We start from the raw sequence: 20,190 nt of genomic DNA, 5'->3' as shown, positions 1-20,190 counted from the left end.
ATTTTATTGATATATTTTAAGTTCTGTCTAAAAAATCGCATACGTGTTTTATAACAATATTAACATCATTATATGTTAAAGCCATATGTATTGGTAGAGATATTATATGGTCACTTATATAGTCTGCGTACGGACAAGTTCCCTTTGCATATCTGTACATAGAATACTCTGTGTTAGTAATATAGTGTACTCCTGGATAGATATCATGCTCATTCAAATAAGTTAAAAGGTCATCTCGATTTTCAACAATTATCTGAAAAATATGTTGAGAAGTTTCACAGTTTGCAGGTATTGGAATAAATTTTACTTTTCCGTTTGCTTCATATTTTTCAAATCCTTTTTTATACCAAAGTGCAATTTGTCTTCTGTATGAGTTCTCTTTATCGAGATGCGGCAATTGAGCGATTGCAATCGCTGCCATAACAGAATTGCCATTGTATTTATTACCGACGTAATCTACATCGTATTTCCATTTATAAGAGCCGTTTGCACCTGTCCTTTCGTAAGTATCCTTGTTGATACCTAACCATGCCCTCTGCCTTGCTAATTTATCGTAAGATGCGTTATTGAAACAAATCATTCCACTGTCCCCAGTAGGTAAATTTTTTACCGCTTGAAAACTCCAGCAAACAACATCAGCTTCTTTTCCAGGAATTTCACCATTTACTCGTGTCCCTGCCATATGGGCAGCATCTAAAATAAGTGCAAGATTTTTCTCTTTGCATATTTTTACAATTTCATAGTAATTTCCAATGTTGCCACCAAATGCAACAAAACATACGGCTCTCGTTTTATTTGTTATTTTCTTTTTTACATCTTCTGGATTTAAACATAAAGTTTCATCAACATCTGCAAATACTGCATGGAGTCCTGCTTTTACAATGGCATGATTTGTCGAAATAAAAGTCAACGGAGTTGAAATCACTTCGTCATTATCATTCCATTTATTTTCTGTTTTTAAAATGTTGAAAGAAAGATTTAACGCAGCAGTTGCACTATTTAAAAAATATGCATTCTTTAAACCTGTATATTCTTTCCATTTTTCTTCAAATTGTACGGTTTTAAATCCCATGCCTGTCCAACCGTTTTCTAAGCATTCTCTAATTTCTTTTAAGCAAGCTTCTACATCAAAAGAAGGTCTAAAAACTTGAATCGACATAATAAAACTCCTATTGTTATCTAATTCTCTTTTCAGAAAAAAATTACTTTTTTAATTTTGACAATATCGAAAGTATAAAGCTCGAAATCATTGAATATATAAAATTCCAAGAAAAAATAAGTTTCAACTCCGCTTTTTTGTTGCACAAAATTGGCGAATCATAACCGAAATCTTTATAATTTTTTATGAAAAAACACGGTTTACTTTTCCACGTTAATCTCAATCTGTTTACCACATTTGTCTTATGTATATATTCAATCCACATTGGAAATGTTTTTATATTTATAACTTTTTTATAAAGAAAAATTCTCCCATGTTCCCAAGTATAAACCGTATCATTGTAGTTTTTATTATATCTCGAAACATAAGTTGAAAAGTGATTATTAGGATAATAATACTTTTGTAAAAGCCCCTTATTTAAATCTTTTTGATAACCGTAAAGGAAGTTCATTATATAATCAGTATCATTTATTTCCTGTAATTTTTCTTGTATCGTCTTTACAAAATTTATATTTACACTGTCATCGTTATCGATTCGGCTTGTAACTAATACTTCAGTTTCATCTGGAACATATTTTGTAAAAAGATAATTTAAGTATAAAGGTTGAATTATGCGCTCAACTTCTGCAAATTCATCTGGTACATAATTTGAGAAGTGTTTTTTCATTGTGTTATGGTATTTTTCTGCTTTTTCTAATATCCAAGAAGGATAAGGTTTTTTGCTGTCGTCAAAATCGTGAAAATTAAAATAACAAGGGATGATTTGAGGGCATCTTTCTACGTATTTATTTATGCGAGTTCTTACGTCATTTGGTGTATTTTCTGAAAATAAAATAAGCCAAGTAAAATTTTTGCAGGTTTGTTTTTCCACTGATGGTAGACAGTATTTTTCAAAAATCTCTAGTCTGTTATTTAGATAATCCTGTTGAATACCTTTTGCTTGTTTATTGTCTGCGTCATCCTTTTTTAGTGGAATATTAAATTGAGTGATAATTATATGTTTGAAATTTATCATAAAAAGAAAGTCCAAAAAATAGGTTATTCTCTGTGAGAATATCACAATGTAAAATAAAGCACAATTATCTAAAACTTATAAGAAAATCCCATATATACGGAAGCATTCATTTTTTTTTCGTTTGAGCCCGTTTTTGCCGCTTGAGTTTTTTCCAAACGGCATATTCCTATTGCACCGCTTGTCAATAAAAGATTTTTTGTTATAAAGTTTTCTACTCCTAGTCCTATAGAGATATCGCCCATATTAGTGTCTTTTACAAACCAAGTATAATCTAAATCTATGCTTTTTCTTTGAATAAAAACTTCATATTTTGCTTTTTTATTGTATAAAGAAAATTTTAAGCATTGGCTGTTTCCCCCAGTTCCAATTCCAGCTCCTAACCATTGTCCTTTATTTGTATAACCTTGTAAGATTTTGTGGTGTGAATAAAAAGTTGTTGACCATGGAAGTGTTCTTCCATAATCATTTGAAGATTCTAAATCGGATAATTCCAGTAAAAGTTCTCCATTGTAATTAGAACTAAAATAAAAATTTTTCCTAATTCCTGTAGTGTAAGCTGCGGTATGGAAGGGATCTCTTAAAAAGGAAAGGAAGGATGCAGGATGGTCATTTATTGCCAATTCTAAATAGATTTCAAAACCTACTTTTTGAATTTTATAATCAAAGATAACAGAGAGTCTTTGGTCGCTGTTATCATCTCCACCTGAAGTAAGATTCGATAAGCCAGGCACAAAAATATCTAACATCGTATAAAGATTTTTATCTTTCCACTTGCTCAGCATAGTTCTATTAACACCGAGTGAAAGACCTTTTAACATTCCTGGAAATGAATAGTTTACAGAAAGCCCTGTTATTAAATTCTCATCATTGCCCTTATCATTATCAAAATATTTACTTTCGCTTAATTTTCCCCACCAAAGCCTTGTTTCTATATCGCCTAGATACAAGTTAAAATAAGGGAGATGAATTTGTGTTTTTCTTAAACCTATGTCGAATTTTGGATATGTTGGCGCATTATTTGAATGCATTATCGGATTTAGTTTTGCAGGTCCCAGCCAAATTGATTGTGTTCCAAAGCCCAATGTCAAAGTGTGCCATGTATAGCGAATTTCTGTGTCGCCCCAATCATACGTCCAAAACGAATTTTCTCCAAAACGCTGAGGAGCGTCGATTGATTTTACTCCATAATAACCGTATTTTTCTGCCTTGCCTTCAAAGTTGCTACCTGAATAATTGGGTTTTATATATTCAAAATCTCTATTTTGGCTAAAACTCAACTGCGGTTTAAAAGTTGCTTCAATTCCAAAGCCTTCTAATCTTATTCCACTTGAAAAAGATGTGTTATATCCTTTCCCTTGCCACAAGGCACCGTCATTTTGTCCGTAGGGAGAAGCAGTATTATATGAATTAAACCATTCAGGTCCAAAGATTCTAACATTTACACCGCTAAAAAATCCTTGTGTAAAGCGATTTTGAGGGAAATCTTTTGCCTGCCATATTGTTTTTGTGTTTCCTAAATTATTGCCACTCCAGATATGCGAAAGTTCATTTCCATTTTCATCTTTTTTTATTTTCCAAACCGAATCCGATAGCGTTCTGTATCCTAAAGTTGGTTTTTCAGTAATTCCTTGCAAAGCTAAAAAATCATAATATTCTTCTTCAACACTTTTTAACGCTTCCTGTGAATAAAACGGTTTTATAAATAAAATTGAAATAATTGCAATTAAAAGATTTTTTTTCATAGGTACGGCGATGATAAAGAAAATCCCAATAAAATTCCACCTCGTTTTTTATGCGATAGCGGAGTTTAAAAACACATTTTTTGTCAGCAAAAAAAACTTTTTTATATTTTGAAAAAATATATCTTCAGGTTGTGAAAAATCTTTATTAACGATAACATTAGTGCGTGAAATTTTTATATGAAAGCACCGATAATTTTTCTTGAGCCAGTTTTTAAAGAAGTTTTGTGGGGTGGAGAGCGGCTTAAAGAATTCGATTATTCAATTCCGTCTTCCACTACAGGCGAGTGTTGGGCTATAAGTGCTCATCCTGCAGGTGATTGCAAAGTTTTTTCAATCGAAAAAGATGATTGCTACAAAGGCTACACTTTAAGCACTCTTTTTGCTAAAAGAAGAGAACTTTTTGGAAATGTGCAAACTCGTGAATTTCCAATCCTTATAAAGATAATCGACGCAAAAAAAGATTTGAGCATTCAAGTTCATCCTGATGATTCTTACGCACTTGCAAACGAAAATAAACCTTTTGGTAAAACTGAATGTTGGTACATTTTGGATGCTGTTCCAAACGCAAAGATAATAATCGGCCACAATGCAAAAGATAAGAAAGAATTGAGCGATATGATATTAAACGGTCGATGGAACGACTTTATCCGTGAAATTCCTGTAAAAAAAGGTGATTTTTTCTTTATCCCGCCAGGAACTGTGCATGCAATAAAAGGCGGAACTTTGATTTTAGAAACTCAGCAGTCGAGCGACATAACTTACAGGGTCTACGATTATGATAGAACCCAAGAAGGAAAAAAGCGTCCACTTCATATAAAACAAAGCCTCGATGTTATAAACTGCCCATTTATTCAAACTGAACCACCAAAAAATGAATCAAAAACAGTAAACAAAAATCTCATTCAACTTTGTTCATCTTCGTATTTTTCGGTTTGGAAGGCAAACGTAAAAGAAAACCTTACGATCGAGCAAGACCAGAATTTTTTAAATGTCTCTGTTATTGAAGGACAGGGAAAAGTCGATGGCATACAAATCCAAAAAGGCAGCAACTTCATAATTCCGTTTGAATATGGTAAAGTTTGCTTCACTGGCGATTTAGAACTTATCATTTCTAGTATATAATTTTTATCATAAAAGGAAATCTCTAAATATCATGAAAACTTATGGAATAATAATGGCAGGTGGTGGAGGAACTCGTTTTTGGCCACTTTCAAGGCAAGAAACTCCAAAACAACTTCTAAATTTAAGTGGAAAAGATTTGATGGTAAACGAAGCGATAGAAAGGCTTTGTCAGGTTGCAGACAAAGATGATATTTTCATCGTTACAAATTCTATTCAAACTCCAAAAATGATTGAAGCGACAAAAGCAAAAATCAAAAAAAATCATATCTTATCTGAACCAAGTTCTCGTAATACGGCCGCTTGCATCGGATACGCAGCTTTCGAAATCCTAAAAAAATACGGCGACGGTCTTATGGTCATAACTCCATCCGACGCATATATAAAAGACGAAAAGGAATTTGCAAAGGTTTTAAAAATTGCCTTAGAAACAGCTAAGGCTAAAGATGTTTTAGTTACAGTGGGGATTAAGCCAACTTTTGCTTCTACTGGTTACGGTTATATAAAATTCAAAAAGGATGAATCTTTAGCTTTTAAAGTTTTGGAATTCAAAGAAAAACCTGAACTTGCGACGGCTCAAAAATATGTTGAAAGTGGCGACTACCTGTGGAACAGCGGAATGTTTATCTGGAAGGCAAGCACGATTTTGGAGGCTTTTAAGAACTTCCTTCCAAATGTGTATTCGGATTTAGAAAAAATTGCACAGAGCATGGGAAGCCAAGAAGAATTCAACGTGATAGAAGAAATTTATCCGAAAATCGAAAGCATTTCTGTCGATTACGGAATAATGGAAAAAAGCGATAGCGTCTATGTTGTTCCTGGAGACTTTGGCTGGAGCGATGTGGGTTCTTTTGATATGCTTGGCGCTTTGCATGAAAAAGATAAAAATCAAAACATAATAATTGGAGATTCAATAAACATAGACACAAAAAACAGCATCGTATATTCAGACAAAAGGCTTGTTGCAACGATTGACCTTGATGATGTTGTAGTTGTTGAAACTCCAGATGCGGTTTTGGTCTGCAAAAAAGACAGAGTTCAGGATGTAAAAAAAGTCGTCGAAGAATTAAAGGCTCAACGAAGATTTGAGCTCTTATAGATAATTTTTAGAATAGGAAGTTGAAAAGATGAAAGGAATAATTTTAGCAGGCGGAAGCGGAACTCGTTTGTATCCCATAACAAAAGCGGTTTCAAAACAGATTTTACCTTTATACGATAAGCCAATGATTTATTATCCTCTTAGTTGCCTAATGCTTGCAGGAATTAGAGAAGTTTTGATAATTTCAACTCCACGCGATATTTCTCTTTTTAAAGAGTTGTTTGGCAGTGGCGACTGGCTTGGAATGAATTTTAACTATGCCGTTCAGGACAAGCCACGAGGACTTGCCGATGCTTTTATTGTTGGCAAGGATTTTATTGGCGATGACGATGTAGCCTTGGTTTTAGGCGACAATATTTTTTACGGACAATCGTTTACAAATACTTTAAAAAATGCGGTTCAAAAAATAGAAACAAAAAAAAGCGAAGCGGTTATCTTTGGCTATATGGTAAAAGAGCCAGGTGCATATGGAGTTGTAGAATTTGATTCAAGCGGTAAAGTTTTAGGAATTGAAGAAAAACCTTCAAAGCCAAAATCAAATTATGCAGTTCCAGGTCTTTATTTTTACAACAACAGGGTTGTCCAGATTGCGCAAAATGTAAAACCCAGTGCACGCGGCGAAATAGAAATCACTTCTGTAAATAATGAATATCTAAAAAATCACAGCCTTTCTGTAGAACTTTTGGGAAGGGGAATGGCCTGGCTAGATACAGGAACTTACGATGGACTTTTAGAAGCGTCAAATTTCATAGCGACGATTGAAAAAAGACAAGGAATGTATGTTTCTTGCATAGAAGAAATCGCTTACAATAACGGCTGGATTTCAAAAGAAAAGATTTTGGAACTTGCTTCGTCTTATAAAACAGACTATGGAGCATATCTCAAATTCATAGCAGAAAAATAAAGTTACAATTTACACTGCAAACTTTTTATACAACTTTGCAAAAGATTTTTAGGAGAATGTATGGCTTTTGAGTTTAAAAAATGTTTTATCGATGGAATAGAAGTCTTAGGATTGTATGAAATTCAGCCAAAGGTTTTTGGCGATAGTCGAGGTTATTTTTTTGAATCTTATTCGCAAAAAGATTTTTTTGATGCTGGATTAAAAATGGATTTTGTTCAGGATAATCAAAGTTCTTCTTCAAAAGGAGTCTTAAGAGGTCTACATTTTCAGACAGCACATCCACAGGGAAAGCTTGTAAGGGCTGTTTTTGGACGAGTTTATGATGTTGCAGTTGACCTTAGGAAAACATCTAAAACTTTTGGAAAGCATTATGGAGTTGTTTTGGATTCAGAAATTCAAAATCAGTTTTACATACCTCAAGGTTTTGCTCACGGATTTTTTGTTTTAAGCGATTCTGCGGTTTTTGCTTATAAATGTACAGATTTTTATGATCCAAAAGGCGAAGGCGGGCTCATGTGGAATGATGAAGTAATCGGTATTGATTGGAATAAAATTGCTCCAGATATAAAGCCGCTTCTTTCAGAAAAAGATAAAAATCATCCTGCATTTGATATTAAAGGCACTTATTTTGATATTGAAGGAAAATGGATAGGGAAATAATTATGAAAAGAAAATTGAATAACGTCTTGGTAACAGGCGGTTGTGGATTTATAGGCTGCAATTTTATTCACTATTTGCTTGGCGAAAGTTCTTCTGGACTTGAATGTTTTAAAGATTCAAATTTCAAGGGCAGAGTTATAAACGTAGACTGTTTAACCTACGCAGGAAATGCAGAAAGCTTAGAAGACATTGAAAAAAAGTACGGCAGTGTAGTTAGTGAAGAAAATCGTCGCTATTTTTTTGAAAAAGTTGACATCTGCGACCGCTCTCAAATAGAAAGAATCTTTAAACAGTACGACATAGACACTGTAATTCACTTTGCAGCAGAAAGCCATGTAGATAGGTCAATCTTAGGACCAGAAGCGTTTATAAAGACAAACGTCATGGGAACATACACTCTTTTGGATGTTGCAAGAAAATACTGGAATGTGAGTCTGGATAATCCAAGGGAAGATGTTATATTTCATCACATATCAACAGACGAAGTTTACGGTTCTTTAGGAAAAGAAGGATATTTTTTAGAGACAACTCCTTACGATCCTCGCTCTCCTTATTCTGCTTCAAAAGCATCTTCTGACCACATTGCAATGGCATATTTTCACACTTATGCTCTTCCTTTAACGCTTTCAAATTGCACAAACAACTATGGACCTTTTCAGTTTCCAGAAAAACTCTTACCTTTGATGATTTCAAATATAAAAGATGGAAAAACACTTCCTGTATATGGAGACGGAAAAAATATTCGTGACTGGATTTATGTAGAAGATCACAACAGAGGAGTTTGGCAGATTGTAAATAATTCTCCAGCAGGCGAAAAATGGAATTTGGGTGGAGAAAACGAGTGGGAAAACATAAAACTCTTGAATGCCGTAATAGATTTGACTTCAAAAGAACTTGGAATCGACAGGAACGAAGTTAAAAAGACTATAACCTATGTAAAAGACAGACCCGGACACGACAGACGCTATGCGATTGACTGCACAAAAGCAAAAAAAATGCTTGGCTGGCAGCGCAAGATGAGTTTTGAAGAAGGACTTTTAACGACAATAAAATGGTATCTAAAAAATTCCGAGTGGATCCAAAATATTCAAAACGGAAGTTATAAAGATTGGATTTTAAAAAATTATAAAGAGCAAGGCAGATGATTTGGGTCGTAGGTTCGACAGGAATGCTTGGAAGTGAAGTTTGCCGTCAACTAGATGAAAAAAAAATCAATTTTACTGGAACTTCAAGTGCAATCGATATAACTGATATTTTCGCTTTACAAAATTTTATAAAGGATAAAAAAATTGACTTTATAGTAAACTGCTCTTCCTATACAGCAGTCGATAAAGCAGAAGAAGAGCACGACAAGGCAGAAAAACTGAACTCGCTCGGAGCAAAAAATCTAGCTATTATAGCAACTTCAATAGGAGCGAAAATTATACATATTTCAACGGATTATATTTTTGACGGCTCACAAACTTCTCCCATAACAGAAGATATGCCACCTTCTCCAATTGGAGTTTATGCAGCAACAAAGGCAGAAGGGGAAAAAAATGTAAGTTCAAACTGCGCCCAATCTTACATCATAAGAACTGCCTGGCTTTACGGTTGGCAAGGAAAAAACTTTGTCTACACGATGATAAAATTGATGAATAAATTTAGCGAAATAAAAGTTGTAAACGACCAGAGAGGCTCTCCAACTTTTTGCGGCGATCTTGCAAAAGTCATAATTTTATTCATCCAAAAAAACGGCGAAATTCCTTATGGTATATACAATTATTCAGGCGACGCTGATATTTCATGGTGGGATTTTGCAGTCGAAATAAATCGCCAAGCAACAAAAATCGGCCTCATAAAAAATCAAACTTGTAAGATAAATCCTTGCACTACAGAAGAATATCCAACTCCTGCAAAGCGTCCGCACTATTCTGTTTTATGCAAAGATAAAATTCAAAAAACTTTAGGAATAATCCTGCCGGATTGGAAAGAAAGTTTAACGACATTTTTGAAAAGCGACTTTTTCGACAAGGGAAAACTTATTTAAGGCTATCGTCTGTGATTGCTGTATGTTTAACAAAATGCTAGATTATTACATCTTATTTATAAATAAAAATTTAAAGAAGGCAAATGATGGCTAAAACTATAGCTATAGGTTGTGATCACGCAGGTTATATCTATAAGGATAAACTTTGTGATTATTTAAAAGCCAAAGGTTTTAATGTTTTAAACATGGGAACGGACAGCGCACAAAGCGTGGACTATCCGCTATATGCCAAAAAAGTCTGCAATTGCATAAACGAAAAACAGGCGGATTTTGGAATTTTGATTTGCGGAACAGGTGTTGGAATGAGCATCGCTGCAAACAAACACAAGGGAATAAGAGCTGCGTTGTGCACTGATCTTGTAATGGCAGAATTTACGAGAAAACACAACGATTCAAATGTGCTTTGCATGGGAGCAAGGATAATCGCATACGAAATGGCAGAGATGATTGCAGAAAAATTCTTAAACACAGAATTTGAAGGTGGCAGGCATCAGCGCAGAATCGATATGCTAGAAAACTAATAGAGGAATAAAATATGAAAAAGATTATCAGCGGAAAGGTTCGTGAAGTATACGACTTAGAAGACGGAAGAATGGTTATCGTTACAACAGATAGAATAAGCGCTTTTGATGTTATTCTTCCTACGATGATTACTGATAAAGGAAAGGTTTTAAATGCGCTTTCGAACTTTTGGTTTGATTACACAAAAGACATAGTAAAAAACCACATGATTTCAAGCGACTTAAAGGATATGCCAAAAGAATTTCAAAGCGAAGAATTTCAAGGCAGAACAATCCTCGTAAAAAAACTCAAGATGATTCCTTACGAAGTTATCGTTCGTGGCTATATGTTTGGTTCTATGTACGAAGCATACAAAAAAGGAGAGCCGTTTTTGGGTCATTCATTCACAAAAAAATATGAACAGGCAGAAAAACTCGAACAACCGATTGTAACTCCTTCAACAAAGGCAACAGAAGGACACGATATAAATGTAACTCTCGATTATATGAAAAAAGATTTAGGTGAAGACTTAGGCTCAAAAATCGAAAAAGCCGCTCTTTCAATCTACAAAAAATGTTATGAGCATGCAGCAAAAAACGGAATAATAATAGCCGACACAAAATTTGAATTTGGTCTTGATGAAAATGGACAACTCGTATTGGCAGACGAAGTTTTAACTCCAGATTCAAGCAGATTCTGGAACGCTTCGACGTATAAAGTTGGAACAAGCCCCGCAAGTTACGACAAGCAGTTTATAAGAGACTGGCTAAAAGAGAATAATCTTGCAGGAGATCCAAATATAAAATCAATTCCGCAAGAAGTTGTAAACGAAACTTCAAAACTTTATCACGAATGCGTAAAAAAGATTACCGGTAAGGATTTGTAAACTCAGATTCCAATTAAGATTCATAAAAAATGCGTGCTTTTTTGTAATACAGATATTTAAGTGCGCATTTTTTTTGATTGTTGTACAGAATTATTTAAAACATTATTATAAAGCATTGTGTTATACAGATATTCTAAAAACAGAAGTGGTCACCCTGTTAAAAAGGCCATAATTTACACCAAAAACGAACATAAAATTCCCGTAGAAAAGATAGATTCAGATTGCTTAAAAGTTGTAAGCCATTTAAAAGACTGTGGTTTTGACACTTACATAGTTGGTGGAGCAGTAAGGGATTTACTCGTAGGTAAAGAACCAAAAGATTTTGACATAGTAACAAGTGCTACTCCAAGCAAGATAAAAAAACTTTTCAGAAATTCAAGGATAATCGGTAAGCGCTTTAGGCTTGTGCATGTTTTTTTTGATGAGAAGATTTTTGAAGTTTCAACCTTTCGCTCAACAGTTGCAGGCAGCGTTGGAAACAGTTTTGGCTCGATAGAAGAAGATGTACAAAGACGCGATTTTACGCTTAATTCCCTTTATTACGATCCTATAAAAGAACAGGTTATAGATTATGTGGGTGGAGTTCAGGATATAAAAAATCGTGTTTTAAAACCTGTGATTCCTTTGAACCGTATTTTTGAAGAAGACCCAGTAAGAATGTTGCGTGCTGTAAAATATAGTGCAACCTGCGGATGTAAGATGGGATTTTTCCTAAAGCAAAAAATCAGAAAAAGCGCGCATCTTTTATTGCCAGTAAGTCCTAGCAGATTAACAGAAGAAATGTTAAAGATTTTAAATTCTGGCCACGCTTATGACATAATTTCGTCCTGTCTAGAAACTGACCTTTACATGTATCTTCAACCAAATGCGACAAATTTGATGTATGAATCCAAAAAATTTGAACGTTCATATATGCAAAATCTTCTGCAAATGGATAATCTCGTTCAAAACGATAAAACTGTCCGACTTGGACAAAAGTTGACCTATCTTATAGGTGATTTTATCAACACGCTTACGGACTGGAAAAAAGAAGTTTCTGCAAAGACTGCCACTGGAGAACTGTATTTAAAAACCTGGACACAGGTTAGAAATTTTGTTTTGCCTATAAATCCTCAACGCACAGAACTTGAATATGCGATTCGAGTCAGCTTAAAAAATCTTGGAGTAGGAATAAAGATTCCAAAAAACGCCTTTACAAATAAGCGAGAACGCACAAAAACTGTAAAAAGCCGCGAACAACTCTAAGCGATTAAAATATCTTTTGGAATTAAAACTTTATCCACAGTTATAGCGATGTCTTCAATTAGAATTCCGCTTATTTTTTCGATTGATTTTATAACGTATTGATTCAATTCGTTGCTAAGGTCTGAAAGTGGCTCTCCAAAAGGAACGTCTATAGTTATGTAAAATTTGTAACCGCTTTTTTGAGGCTTTATCTTTAAGCTCTTTATCTTTATCGTTTTATTAAAATTTTGAACACACAACAGGCAAAGGCGAGCAAGATATGCTTGCGAAACATTTTTTCGTTCAATTACAGAAAAGGAAGGTCGAACCACGGATTTTTCAAACAGTTTAGAATTTATATCCGGATTGTCGTTTGCGTTTTTAAAAAATCTTTTAAAAAATTTCTTTTTTGCAAGGCGGACTTTTACCTTTGATATAAAAATTCTGCTGTAACTTCCTGCACCTCTAACTTCATACGCTCGAACGGGAATTACATGTTTGCCTTCTATCTGGCGGCTTATTCTTGCCGCTTCAATCTGGTCTTTTGTTGCAATGTCTTCGATTTTTACATATTTCTGCGGAAGGGGGAGCTGAAGGCGCATCGCAATTTTGTTTATCATCTTTTCGCTTGTGCCCAAGAGGAGAATCTTTTTTATCTGTTTTTTTTGAATTTCTAAGGCGACACTATCGCGGTGTTCTTTGTCGTCAAATAAAGCCACTCTAACAGCACCCATGTAGCTGTCTTCTAGTTTTGCAGAATGACCTGCGAGTATGTTGTCTTCGTATATCAAAAGACCGTCATCGATTATCGCTTTTATGTGGAATTTTTGCGCAACGAGTTTAGCCCTAAAACTCTTTCCTGTTCCAGAAGGGCCGTAAAATGCAAAGACTTGAATTTCTTTCTTTTTCAATCCAAAAAAATCTTCAAAATCCATGAGCATATTATAATTTACCGTTCCAATTTATCAAAGAAAGTTCCATCATTTTTAAAAATTCTTCGTTCAATGGAGCAATTATAGTTTCTGGAAGGGCAAAATCGTTTTTTGGTAAATCTAAGCTGTATGAATGAAGGTATAATTTTTGTCTTGAATCTATTTTTTTCGCTCCATAAGCGGTGTCGTCAAGAAGAGGGTAGCCGTGGCTCGAACTTGTTGCCCTTATTTGATGTGTGCGTCCAGTTAAAATTTCAAATTTTACGAGGGTTACATCCAGACCTTTATATGAGCCAGTTCCCAGTGGCTTTGCTTTTGTATAACTTATTCTTCCTTCATCAATTTTTGAATTTACGCTTACAGTATGAAAGCCTTTATCTGTTATTTTCTGCCTGCTAATTCTATCTTGCCAAAAATATTCTTTGCTCATCTTGCCTTGAACAAGCGCGAAATAAGTTTTTTTTGCAAGGCAATTTTTTATGACAGCCGAAAACCATCTTGCCCCCTGCAAACTCTGGCTAAACGCTATGAGTCCTGTCGTAAGGCGGTCTAAACGATGAAGAGGTCCAGTTTTAAAAGCGAGACTTTTTGCCTCCTCTGTAATTTTTCTTTCGTTCTCGACTAATGAATCAAGGCTTAAGTCGTTTTTATTTGCTTTTTGAACAGGAATATCGTAAGGCTTATTCAAAAACAGAAAATCATCCGTCCGCAAAATTATGATTTTTTTGTCTAAAGTCGGAAAATCTTTAGCGTCTGCATGTTTTTCAACTTCTTTTGTATTTTGATTTTTGATTAAAAAAGAAGCGAATGAAATATTATCGCCTTCTAAAACTCTGTATTTACCTTCTTTTTTTTGACCATTGACCTTTATAAAACCGTTTCGGATGGACTTGTAAAGTTGAGCGAGGCTTTCTTCTTTAAGAAATTTTCTTACAAGGACGTCGAGCCGTCTGTTGTCATCGTCTTTACCTGCTGTAAAATTAACAAAGTCCATGGGCAAGATGTTAGCATACTAGACATTTTTTTTCATTACATTAAAATATTTTATATGGTAAAAGGTTTTTGGGAACAACTTACGATTCTGCTTTATTCACCTACTTTTTTGGCTTGCATTTTCAGTTGGTTTTTTGCGCAGTTTTTAAAAACTTTGATAAAATTATTTGCAGGACAAGTCCACAGCATAAAAGAAATTGCAGAACTTTTAGTTTGGCGAACTGGAGGAATGCCTTCTAGCCACAGCGCTTTAGTTGCCTGCCTTTGCACTTGCATAGGAATAACATCCGGAATAGATTCTGACATATTTGTACTTTCGTTCTGCTTTTTTATGATTACGATAAGGGATGCTGTTGGAGTAAGAAGGGCAAACGGCATTCAAGCAAAGATGATAAACAGAATTGGTAACCTGTTAAAAGATCAGGGGTTGGTTCAGGAATACAAAAATTTAAAAGAAGTTCAGGGGCACAGCCCAATGGAAGTTATTGTCGGAAGTATTTTGGGTGCATTTGTAGGAGCGGGTTTTTTACTCCTTTAGAAAAAATGAACTCACTAAAAAAAACTGTCCTTTTCTTCTTTGCAGCAATTTTATCCTTACTTTTTTTGTTTTTTTTTAGAACAAAACCTCAAACTCAACTTTGGGAAGGCTATAATCTTTTGTATGTAAAATCTCAAGTTCTTTCTGATGAAAACGTAATAAGCCTTTTAGAAAAAAATGATTGCAAAAATGTTGTTTGCAAAGTTAATCAAAAAATTCCTGTTGTATCGCCTTTAGCGCCAGTTCAAATTGAACTTGAAAAGTCCTATATTCTAAAACGAAATTCTTTTTTTACAGATTCTTCATCTTCGTTCTCGATTTTTTACGTTCCACAAAGATATTTGACTGGATTAAAAAATGCAATTTTAGAGATAAACGGTTATAGCCAAACTTTTGCTTCGGCAGATTTTTCAAATTCTTCGTTCGCTTTTGCACCTTTTATATTGCTCATTTTTTTCGGATTTTTGCTTTACTTTTCCAAATTGAAAAAATATTTTGTTTTAACCTCGCTTCCTTTTATCTTTTTTAGTTTTTTTCGTCCTTTTTTTACAACCGTTGGAGCGAGCGCAATCGCCTTGTTTGCATTTTTTTTATTGGAAAAACTTTATGAAAGAAAAGATTTTCTAAAATTGAATAAAAATACTTTTTTTATACTTTTACTGCTTTTTTTGCCAGGCATTTTTTTATCTCTTTCATCTTTTGTAAATTCAGCTTTGTATTTGATTTGCATTTTTTCTTGCACATCGCTTCTTTTGTTTTATTTAGAATTAAAGAAAGTTTTTTTTACTTATGCGCAAGACGATTCGGAACCAGAATTCAATTTTGTCTTTATAAAGCCATCATCTAAAGTTAATATCCTTAAAAACAAAAAAAAGAGTAGAATTATTCTATCGGCACTTGTATTCGTCTTAATTTTTTTAATTTTTTCCTACAAACTTTTAAATTTTAATTTTACTTCGGACTCAAACACACAAAGACCGCTTTTGCCTTCGCCAGTAGAAAAATTCAATAGAGATTTTTCACTGCCAAATTTTGAAGATTTTTTAGATTGGGCTTGGATTAAAATAAGTTTTCCGTACAGGAAATTAGAAGATAACGAAAAAATATCTGCAATTAAAAAAGGCGAGAGCGTTAAAATCGTAAATTTTGAAGAAAATGATGAAGGAATTTTCGAAAAAGTGGAAACCGTTTTAACATACGATTCTTCCTTTATAAGTCAAATTTGTGATAGAATAGAAAAAATTGAATATCCTGCTTTGGAAAAACTTATGCTCCAACAGGGAAAAAAAACTTCTTATGGGTATACCGCCAATTCTGGAAAAACTTCGGAAAAATCTGCGATGCTTGTGCTAATTTTTATGACTTTTATTCCATTGACGGTCTTGCTTTATTGTTTATCAGGTAAAATAAAAAATGGTTTCGGTTCATAATTATCTTTCGGAAGACGCAGGCTTAATCCAAGAAAACTCAAAGGCTTTTCTTCCTCCGATTGCTTTAGTTCCTCTTAAAAAAAACGATTCTAGTGACTTTGAAATTCTCGTAAAGGGAAACGAAATCGTAAAAGAAGGACAGGTGATTGCACGTTCTTTAGAAACTGCCATTCATGCTTCAATTCCAGGAAAAGTTTTGGATATTATTGAAACCGATTTTTCAGACGGTTCTCGTGGACTTGCAGCAAAGATAAAACTTGAAGGTGCCTTTTCTTTTACTGGTAAAAAAAATAAGGTTTTTGACTGGAAAAATTTAGATCAAAAAACTCTGCTTTATATTTTTTCGGAAAAAGGTGTTTACAATACTTTTTCTAAATTAACTTGTCTTTCTTCGCAGATAAAAAAAATTGAAGCAAAAGCCAGCCGCTTGTTAATCGTAAGGCTCTATTCAGATGACCCAAGCAGATTGACAGAAGGTTTAGTGAGCAAATTTTATTTTGAAATGGTCAAGCAAGGTTCCTTTATAATTGCAAAGGCAATGTCTGCAAATGGAATTTTATTTGTTGCAGATACAAATGATAAAGACAAGGATTTTTCGTATTCAGATAGCAATATTCCTTATGAAAAAATATTTATAGATTCAACAGCTTATCCTAACGGTTTTATGCATGAGATAATTCAAGCGACAAAAAAAACTTGTAAGGATTCGCCTTTCAATAAAATCTCTACAGAAGATCTTTATATAGATTGCCTTACCGCTTTAAATGCTTTCAATGCAGTTTGTTTTAACGAGCCAGTAATAAGTTCTAAAGTTCACTTGAGTGGAGATTGTTTAAATACTGCAGGCTTTTTTGATGTAAAGATTGGAACTACCTTGAAGGATTTGGTTGCTCAAGCAGGAGGTTTTAAAAGGCCTCTTTCTAAAATCGTAATAAACGGAATTCTTTTGGGACTTTCTGTATCTAACTTGAATATTCCAGTTTCAAAAGAAGTAAAATCTGTTGCGTTTATTCCAAAAGAAAATCTTCCTGACCAAATTGAACAGGTTTGTGTGCGTTGCGGTGAATGTTTAAAAATCTGCCCTTTATCGCTTTTCCCAGAAAGCCTTTACAGAAGTTATATTCACAAGGAAAGTTACGAAAATAATCTCGCTTTGATACGACAAACCGCAGCCCTTTGTACAGAATGCGCTCTTTGCAATTCTGTTTGCCCTTCAAGAATTCCTTTGAGCCAGATAATAGCAAAATTAAAAACGGAAAAAACTTATGAAAAATAAAATTGAAATAACTTCTCGCCCATATAAATATCTATCTTTTTCTGTAAAAACTAATTCGATAGTTATACTTTCCTTTTTGACTTTGCAAGTTCTCCTTCTTTTGTTCACAAGGAGCTGGGCAAATCTTATCCTTATTTTTTCTACAACTTTTGCAACTTGTGCAGTAGAATTAATCGAATTTTTTAATCGGGATAAAAAAAATTGCTACAATTTTATTAACGCAGCGATTCAGGGTATTTTAACTGGTCTTTTTTTGCCGTCGACTTTTCCTTTTTATGCAGCATTTTTTGCGACATTTTTTGTGTTTTTTTCCTGTAGATTTTTTATTGCAGGATATGCGGATAACTGGATAAATCTTCCAGCTCTCACAGTTGCGCTGTGTTGGATTTTGGGTGAAACACTTTTTCCATCTTTTGAGCTTTCATCGGAAATCCTTTTTTCAAAAAATCCTTCATTGTTTTTAATTCAAAATGGGACTTTCCCAATGATTGATGCAGATCCAAAAATAACTTCTTTTTTTAATAAAACTGTTTTTTCTTTGTTTGGCGTTTCAATTCCAGACGGTTATATATCTCTATTTTGGGACACGCACAGCACGATTGCAGCTTTTAGATTTAATTTTATAACTTTGATTTCTTCTTTAATCCTTTTTTCTTTTGATGTTATAAAAATTTTGATTCCAGGAATTTTTGTTTTAACTTACGCAATTTTAATTTATTTCATCTTGCCATTATTTTATGCTTCGCCAACACATGGAGATCTTTTTTTAGCGTTTTGCACGAGTGGATTTTTAATGGCCTGCCTTTTTTTGTTACAGATGGCAGGAACAACACCTATGACAAATTTAGGCAAATCTTTGTACGCTGTAATTGCAGGAATTTGTGCTTTTTTGATAGTTGGGGCAGGAACCTCGCCTTCGGGAATTGTTTTTACAATACTTTTTATGAATGCGGTAAGTCCACTCATTCAATATGCAGAATATTTTTTTGAAATTAAAAGAGTAAAAAAACAACTGCAAGAAAATTCGGCTCAATTAAAGGACGGAAACAATGCTTAGCGAAAAAAACAAAAAAGTTTTGATAAAATCAACCATCATATTTTTTTCTTTTATAGCAGTCTGTTCTATATTGCTGATTTTAAATTTTGTTTCCAAAGGATTTTGGCAAGAAAGTTTAAAAAATTACGTTGAAATTACACTTGAAAAAAAATATGGTTCTGAGTGGACTTTAGGAAGAAGCGTTGATTCTAAAAATATTTTGCTTTCCGACATTCAAATTTTTGAATGTAAAAGAAGCAGAGCGGACAGGACAAAATATTTTGCTTTGATAATGCGTACTCCATCTCAAGCTGGTCCTTTACCTTCTGTTTTTATATGCCAAAGGGACGAATGCGAGTTTGCAGGATATGCTATTGAAAATGCAAAATTAACACGAGTCCTCGAAAGACAACATCTTTCTTCTCATCTTGTATATTGGCAAACGAAACTTCCTCAAATCTTAAATAGGGCAGGACTTTTTGATGAATAATTACAATAGAATATTTTTTTATCTTGCAACAACGCTTGCTATAGTTTTACCTATTCCGGGTCGAATCGCTTTTGGAATTTTTATGCTAGTTCATTTTAATTTAACTGTTGCCTGTTCAACTTTAATTTTACATGGAATAAAAAAAATAGAATCTCAGCTATTAAAGATTGCGATTATGGCGGTACAAATTGTTGCGGTTTCGATTTTCTACAAATTGATTTTAACGATTATTTGTCCAATAGCGGCGCTGACTTTGGGCTACAGCATATATCTTCCTGCAATTTCTTCTGTGGTCTTAGTGATGATATCATCTTTAAAGCTTGAAGATTTAAAAAGTGACTTTGTTTCAAAATTTAAAGAATCTATAAAAATTTCAATCTTTTGCTTTTTCATTTTCTTTTTTAAAGATTTTTTGGGATTTTCTACGTTGACTTTTCCTTTTTGGCAGAAAATTATCGTGATAAAATTGCCTGTTGTATTTGAAAGTTTCCCTTTAATCAGTTTTATAGCGACAATTCCTGGAACTATTTTTTTTACAGCACTGACATTTTTTTTCTATGTAAGTTTCATAAAGGAAGATAAAAATGACTAAATTGATTTTTTATTATATTTTTGCAAGCTCTCTCATTTTTTATTACGGAGTTGGAATAAATCGTCTGCTCTCTTTAAAAAGAGGTGTAAAAACATATCTTTTAAGCCTTTCTAAAACTCTTTTTTTAACGGTGCTTACGACAAGTTTTTCTTATCTATTAAATTTTTTTGTTTTAAAAAGGCTTTCCGCAGAAGTTTTAATGCCACTTTTTATGTGCATAATATTTGTTGCGCTGTCTTTTTTATTTAATTTTCTCATAAAGGCGGAATCTTTTGAGCTTGGCGAAGATTATGTTTTGCCTTTTATGATAGTTTTAATGAGTTTAACAGAAAGTTTTTCGTTTGTTTCTGCTTTATTCATATCTTTGGCAAGCACTGCTTCTTTTTATTTGCTTGTCCTTTTTGTGTTTGCTCTAAAAAAACGATTTGACCTGTATAAAAATGGCGATGAATTAAAGTCTTTCAATGTTCTTATATTCAGCATTGCTGTTTTACTGATAATTTTTTATTGTTCTGATGTTTCTTTTCTTAATTTTATATTAAAATAAAAAAGTCTTTTTTATAGA

Annotated in this window: 21 protein-coding genes; 16 read left to right on the top strand and 5 right to left on the bottom strand. The window is 33.6% G+C overall.

Annotated features, from left to right (window positions below; genetic code table 11):
• Positions 1 to 16: 16 nt before the first annotated feature.
• From FXX65_RS01425 to FXX65_RS01415, 3 genes are all read right to left on the bottom strand, one after another.
• Entirely contained in the window at positions 17 to 1,159 is a 1,143-nt protein-coding gene (locus tag FXX65_RS01425) for a DegT/DnrJ/EryC1/StrS family aminotransferase (RefSeq protein ID WP_147614770.1), read from the bottom strand.
• A gap of 43 nt (positions 1,160 to 1,202) precedes the next feature.
• Positions 1,203 to 2,174 (bottom strand): glycosyltransferase, encoded by a 972-nt coding sequence (locus tag FXX65_RS01420; protein WP_147614769.1) that lies wholly within the window; start codon positions 2,172 to 2,174, stop codon positions 1,203 to 1,205.
• Between the two features lie 68 nt (positions 2,175 to 2,242).
• Positions 2,243 to 3,916 carry a capsule assembly Wzi family protein gene (locus FXX65_RS01415; protein ID WP_147614768.1) on the bottom strand — a complete coding sequence of 558 codons (1,674 nt, stop codon included), beginning with the start codon at positions 3,914 to 3,916 and terminating at the stop codon, positions 2,243 to 2,245.
• A gap of 177 nt (positions 3,917 to 4,093) precedes the next feature.
• Here FXX65_RS01415 and FXX65_RS01410 point away from each other — a divergent pair, with 177 nt between their 5' ends.
• The 9 genes from FXX65_RS01410 (at position 4,094) to pcnB (ending at position 12,359) form a co-directional block, all read left to right on the top strand.
• Complete coding sequence (locus tag FXX65_RS01410) at positions 4,094 to 5,038, top strand: type I phosphomannose isomerase catalytic subunit (protein ID WP_147614767.1); 945 nt, start codon at positions 4,094 to 4,096, stop codon at positions 5,036 to 5,038.
• A 31-nt stretch (positions 5,039 to 5,069) separates the two neighbouring features.
• Positions 5,070 to 6,134 (top strand): mannose-1-phosphate guanylyltransferase, encoded by a 1,065-nt coding sequence (locus FXX65_RS01405; protein WP_147614766.1) that lies wholly within the window; start codon positions 5,070 to 5,072, stop codon positions 6,132 to 6,134.
• A 28-nt stretch (positions 6,135 to 6,162) separates the two neighbouring features.
• Positions 6,163 to 7,038 carry a glucose-1-phosphate thymidylyltransferase RfbA gene (gene rfbA / locus FXX65_RS01400; protein ID WP_147614765.1) on the top strand — a complete coding sequence of 292 codons (876 nt, stop codon included), beginning with the start codon at positions 6,163 to 6,165 and terminating at the stop codon, positions 7,036 to 7,038.
• A gap of 60 nt (positions 7,039 to 7,098) precedes the next feature.
• On the top strand, positions 7,099 to 7,698 hold the full coding sequence (gene rfbC / locus FXX65_RS01395) for a dTDP-4-dehydrorhamnose 3,5-epimerase (RefSeq protein ID WP_147614764.1): 600 nt from the start codon (positions 7,099 to 7,101) through the stop codon (positions 7,696 to 7,698).
• Positions 7,699 to 7,700: 2 nt separating this feature from the next.
• Positions 7,701 to 8,843, top strand: a complete 1,143-nt coding sequence (rfbB, locus tag FXX65_RS01390) for a dTDP-glucose 4,6-dehydratase (RefSeq protein ID WP_147612472.1) — start codon at positions 7,701 to 7,703, stop codon at positions 8,841 to 8,843.
• Positions 8,840 to 9,727 (top strand): dTDP-4-dehydrorhamnose reductase, encoded by an 888-nt coding sequence (gene rfbD / locus FXX65_RS01385; protein WP_147614763.1) that lies wholly within the window; start codon positions 8,840 to 8,842, stop codon positions 9,725 to 9,727. Before rfbB ends, rfbD begins: the two co-directional genes overlap by 4 nt.
• Before the next feature lie 86 nt (positions 9,728 to 9,813).
• Positions 9,814 to 10,248 carry a ribose 5-phosphate isomerase B gene (gene rpiB, locus FXX65_RS01380; RefSeq protein ID WP_147612474.1) on the top strand — a complete coding sequence of 145 codons (435 nt, stop codon included), beginning with the start codon at positions 9,814 to 9,816 and terminating at the stop codon, positions 10,246 to 10,248.
• Positions 10,249 to 10,262: 14 nt separating this feature from the next.
• A complete protein-coding gene (locus tag FXX65_RS01375) occupies positions 10,263 to 11,114 on the top strand; it encodes a phosphoribosylaminoimidazolesuccinocarboxamide synthase (protein WP_147614762.1) in 852 nt (283 codons plus the stop codon).
• 117 nt (positions 11,115 to 11,231) lie between these two features.
• Entirely contained in the window at positions 11,232 to 12,359 is a 1,128-nt protein-coding gene (gene pcnB, locus FXX65_RS01370; protein ID WP_147614761.1) for a polynucleotide adenylyltransferase PcnB, read from the top strand.
• On the opposite strand, the gene FXX65_RS01365 is transcribed toward pcnB, so the two are convergent.
• Both FXX65_RS01365 and FXX65_RS01360 read right to left on the bottom strand, forming a co-directional pair.
• Entirely contained in the window at positions 12,356 to 13,273 is a 918-nt protein-coding gene (locus tag FXX65_RS01365) for a hypothetical protein (protein ID WP_147614760.1), read from the bottom strand. The two genes, pcnB and FXX65_RS01365, sit on opposite strands and share 4 nt — an antisense overlap.
• Before the next feature lie 7 nt (positions 13,274 to 13,280).
• A complete protein-coding gene (locus FXX65_RS01360; protein WP_147614759.1) occupies positions 13,281 to 14,264 on the bottom strand; it encodes an RluA family pseudouridine synthase in 984 nt (327 codons plus the stop codon).
• A gap of 54 nt (positions 14,265 to 14,318) precedes the next feature.
• Between FXX65_RS01360 and FXX65_RS01355 the strand changes: the two genes are divergently transcribed.
• The 7 genes from FXX65_RS01355 to FXX65_RS01325 are packed head-to-tail and all read left to right on the top strand — an operon-like array spanning position 14,319 to position 20,172.
• Positions 14,319 to 14,801, top strand: coding sequence for a divergent PAP2 family protein (locus FXX65_RS01355; protein WP_147614758.1), 483 nt, complete (start codon positions 14,319 to 14,321; stop codon positions 14,799 to 14,801).
• Between the two features lie 5 nt (positions 14,802 to 14,806).
• Positions 14,807 to 16,231, top strand: a complete 1,425-nt coding sequence (locus FXX65_RS01350; RefSeq protein WP_147614757.1) for a hypothetical protein — start codon at positions 14,807 to 14,809, stop codon at positions 16,229 to 16,231.
• Complete coding sequence (locus tag FXX65_RS01345; RefSeq protein ID WP_147614756.1) at positions 16,215 to 17,507, top strand: 4Fe-4S dicluster domain-containing protein; 1,293 nt, start codon at positions 16,215 to 16,217, stop codon at positions 17,505 to 17,507. The genes FXX65_RS01350 and FXX65_RS01345 overlap by 17 nt, the downstream gene beginning before the upstream one ends.
• Positions 17,497 to 18,564, top strand: coding sequence for an RnfABCDGE type electron transport complex subunit D (locus tag FXX65_RS01340; protein ID WP_147614755.1), 1,068 nt, complete (start codon positions 17,497 to 17,499; stop codon positions 18,562 to 18,564). The genes FXX65_RS01345 and FXX65_RS01340 overlap by 11 nt, the downstream gene beginning before the upstream one ends.
• The gene (locus tag FXX65_RS01335) at positions 18,557 to 19,033 is read left to right on the top strand and encodes a hypothetical protein (protein WP_147612483.1); all 477 of its coding nucleotides are present in this window, start codon (positions 18,557 to 18,559) and stop codon (positions 19,031 to 19,033) included. The genes FXX65_RS01340 and FXX65_RS01335 overlap by 8 nt, the downstream gene beginning before the upstream one ends.
• Entirely contained in the window at positions 19,026 to 19,625 is a 600-nt protein-coding gene (locus FXX65_RS01330) for a hypothetical protein (protein WP_147614754.1), read from the top strand. Before FXX65_RS01335 ends, FXX65_RS01330 begins: the two co-directional genes overlap by 8 nt.
• Positions 19,618 to 20,172: a hypothetical protein gene (locus FXX65_RS01325; RefSeq protein ID WP_147614753.1), complete on the top strand. Its 555-nt coding sequence runs from the start codon at positions 19,618 to 19,620 to the stop codon at positions 20,170 to 20,172. The genes FXX65_RS01330 and FXX65_RS01325 overlap by 8 nt, the downstream gene beginning before the upstream one ends.
• Positions 20,173 to 20,190 lie beyond the last annotated feature (18 nt).

This window comes from Treponema pectinovorum (assembly GCF_900497595.1).
GTDB classification, from domain to species: Bacteria; Spirochaetota; Spirochaetia; order Treponematales; family Treponemataceae; genus Treponema_D; species Treponema_D pectinovorum.
Note: the sequence above shows the minus strand (reverse complement) of the source record. Positions and strands in the feature narration are given on the sequence as shown.

Coding starts and splice junctions, on each gene's coding strand:
- rfbD (WP_147614763.1), top strand. CDS start 8,840: ATGATTTGGGTCGTAGGTTCGACAGGAATGCTTGGAAGTGAAGTTTGC.
- FXX65_RS01350 (WP_147614757.1), top strand. CDS start 14,807: ATGAACTCACTAAAAAAAACTGTCCTTTTCTTCTTTGCAGCAATTTTA.
- rfbA (WP_147614765.1), top strand. CDS start 6,163: ATGAAAGGAATAATTTTAGCAGGCGGAAGCGGAACTCGTTTGTATCCC.
- FXX65_RS01415 (WP_147614768.1), bottom strand. CDS start 3,916: ATGAAAAAAAATCTTTTAATTGCAATTATTTCAATTTTATTTATAAAA.
- FXX65_RS01375 (WP_147614762.1), top strand. CDS start 10,263: ATGAAAAAGATTATCAGCGGAAAGGTTCGTGAAGTATACGACTTAGAA.
- FXX65_RS01360 (WP_147614759.1), bottom strand. CDS start 14,264: ATGGACTTTGTTAATTTTACAGCAGGTAAAGACGATGACAACAGACGG.
- FXX65_RS01340 (WP_147614755.1), top strand. CDS start 17,497: ATGAAAAATAAAATTGAAATAACTTCTCGCCCATATAAATATCTATCT.
- FXX65_RS01410 (WP_147614767.1), top strand. CDS start 4,094: ATGAAAGCACCGATAATTTTTCTTGAGCCAGTTTTTAAAGAAGTTTTG.
- FXX65_RS01335 (WP_147612483.1), top strand. CDS start 18,557: ATGCTTAGCGAAAAAAACAAAAAAGTTTTGATAAAATCAACCATCATA.
- rpiB (WP_147612474.1), top strand. CDS start 9,814: ATGGCTAAAACTATAGCTATAGGTTGTGATCACGCAGGTTATATCTAT.
- FXX65_RS01345 (WP_147614756.1), top strand. CDS start 16,215: ATGGTTTCGGTTCATAATTATCTTTCGGAAGACGCAGGCTTAATCCAA.
- FXX65_RS01420 (WP_147614769.1), bottom strand. CDS start 2,174: ATGATAAATTTCAAACATATAATTATCACTCAATTTAATATTCCACTA.
- FXX65_RS01365 (WP_147614760.1), bottom strand. CDS start 13,273: ATGGATTTTGAAGATTTTTTTGGATTGAAAAAGAAAGAAATTCAAGTC.
- rfbC (WP_147614764.1), top strand. CDS start 7,099: ATGGCTTTTGAGTTTAAAAAATGTTTTATCGATGGAATAGAAGTCTTA.
- FXX65_RS01405 (WP_147614766.1), top strand. CDS start 5,070: ATGAAAACTTATGGAATAATAATGGCAGGTGGTGGAGGAACTCGTTTT.
- FXX65_RS01325 (WP_147614753.1), top strand. CDS start 19,618: ATGACTAAATTGATTTTTTATTATATTTTTGCAAGCTCTCTCATTTTT.
- FXX65_RS01425 (WP_147614770.1), bottom strand. CDS start 1,159: ATGTCGATTCAAGTTTTTAGACCTTCTTTTGATGTAGAAGCTTGCTTA.
- rfbB (WP_147612472.1), top strand. CDS start 7,701: ATGAAAAGAAAATTGAATAACGTCTTGGTAACAGGCGGTTGTGGATTT.
- FXX65_RS01355 (WP_147614758.1), top strand. CDS start 14,319: ATGGTAAAAGGTTTTTGGGAACAACTTACGATTCTGCTTTATTCACCT.
- FXX65_RS01330 (WP_147614754.1), top strand. CDS start 19,026: ATGAATAATTACAATAGAATATTTTTTTATCTTGCAACAACGCTTGCT.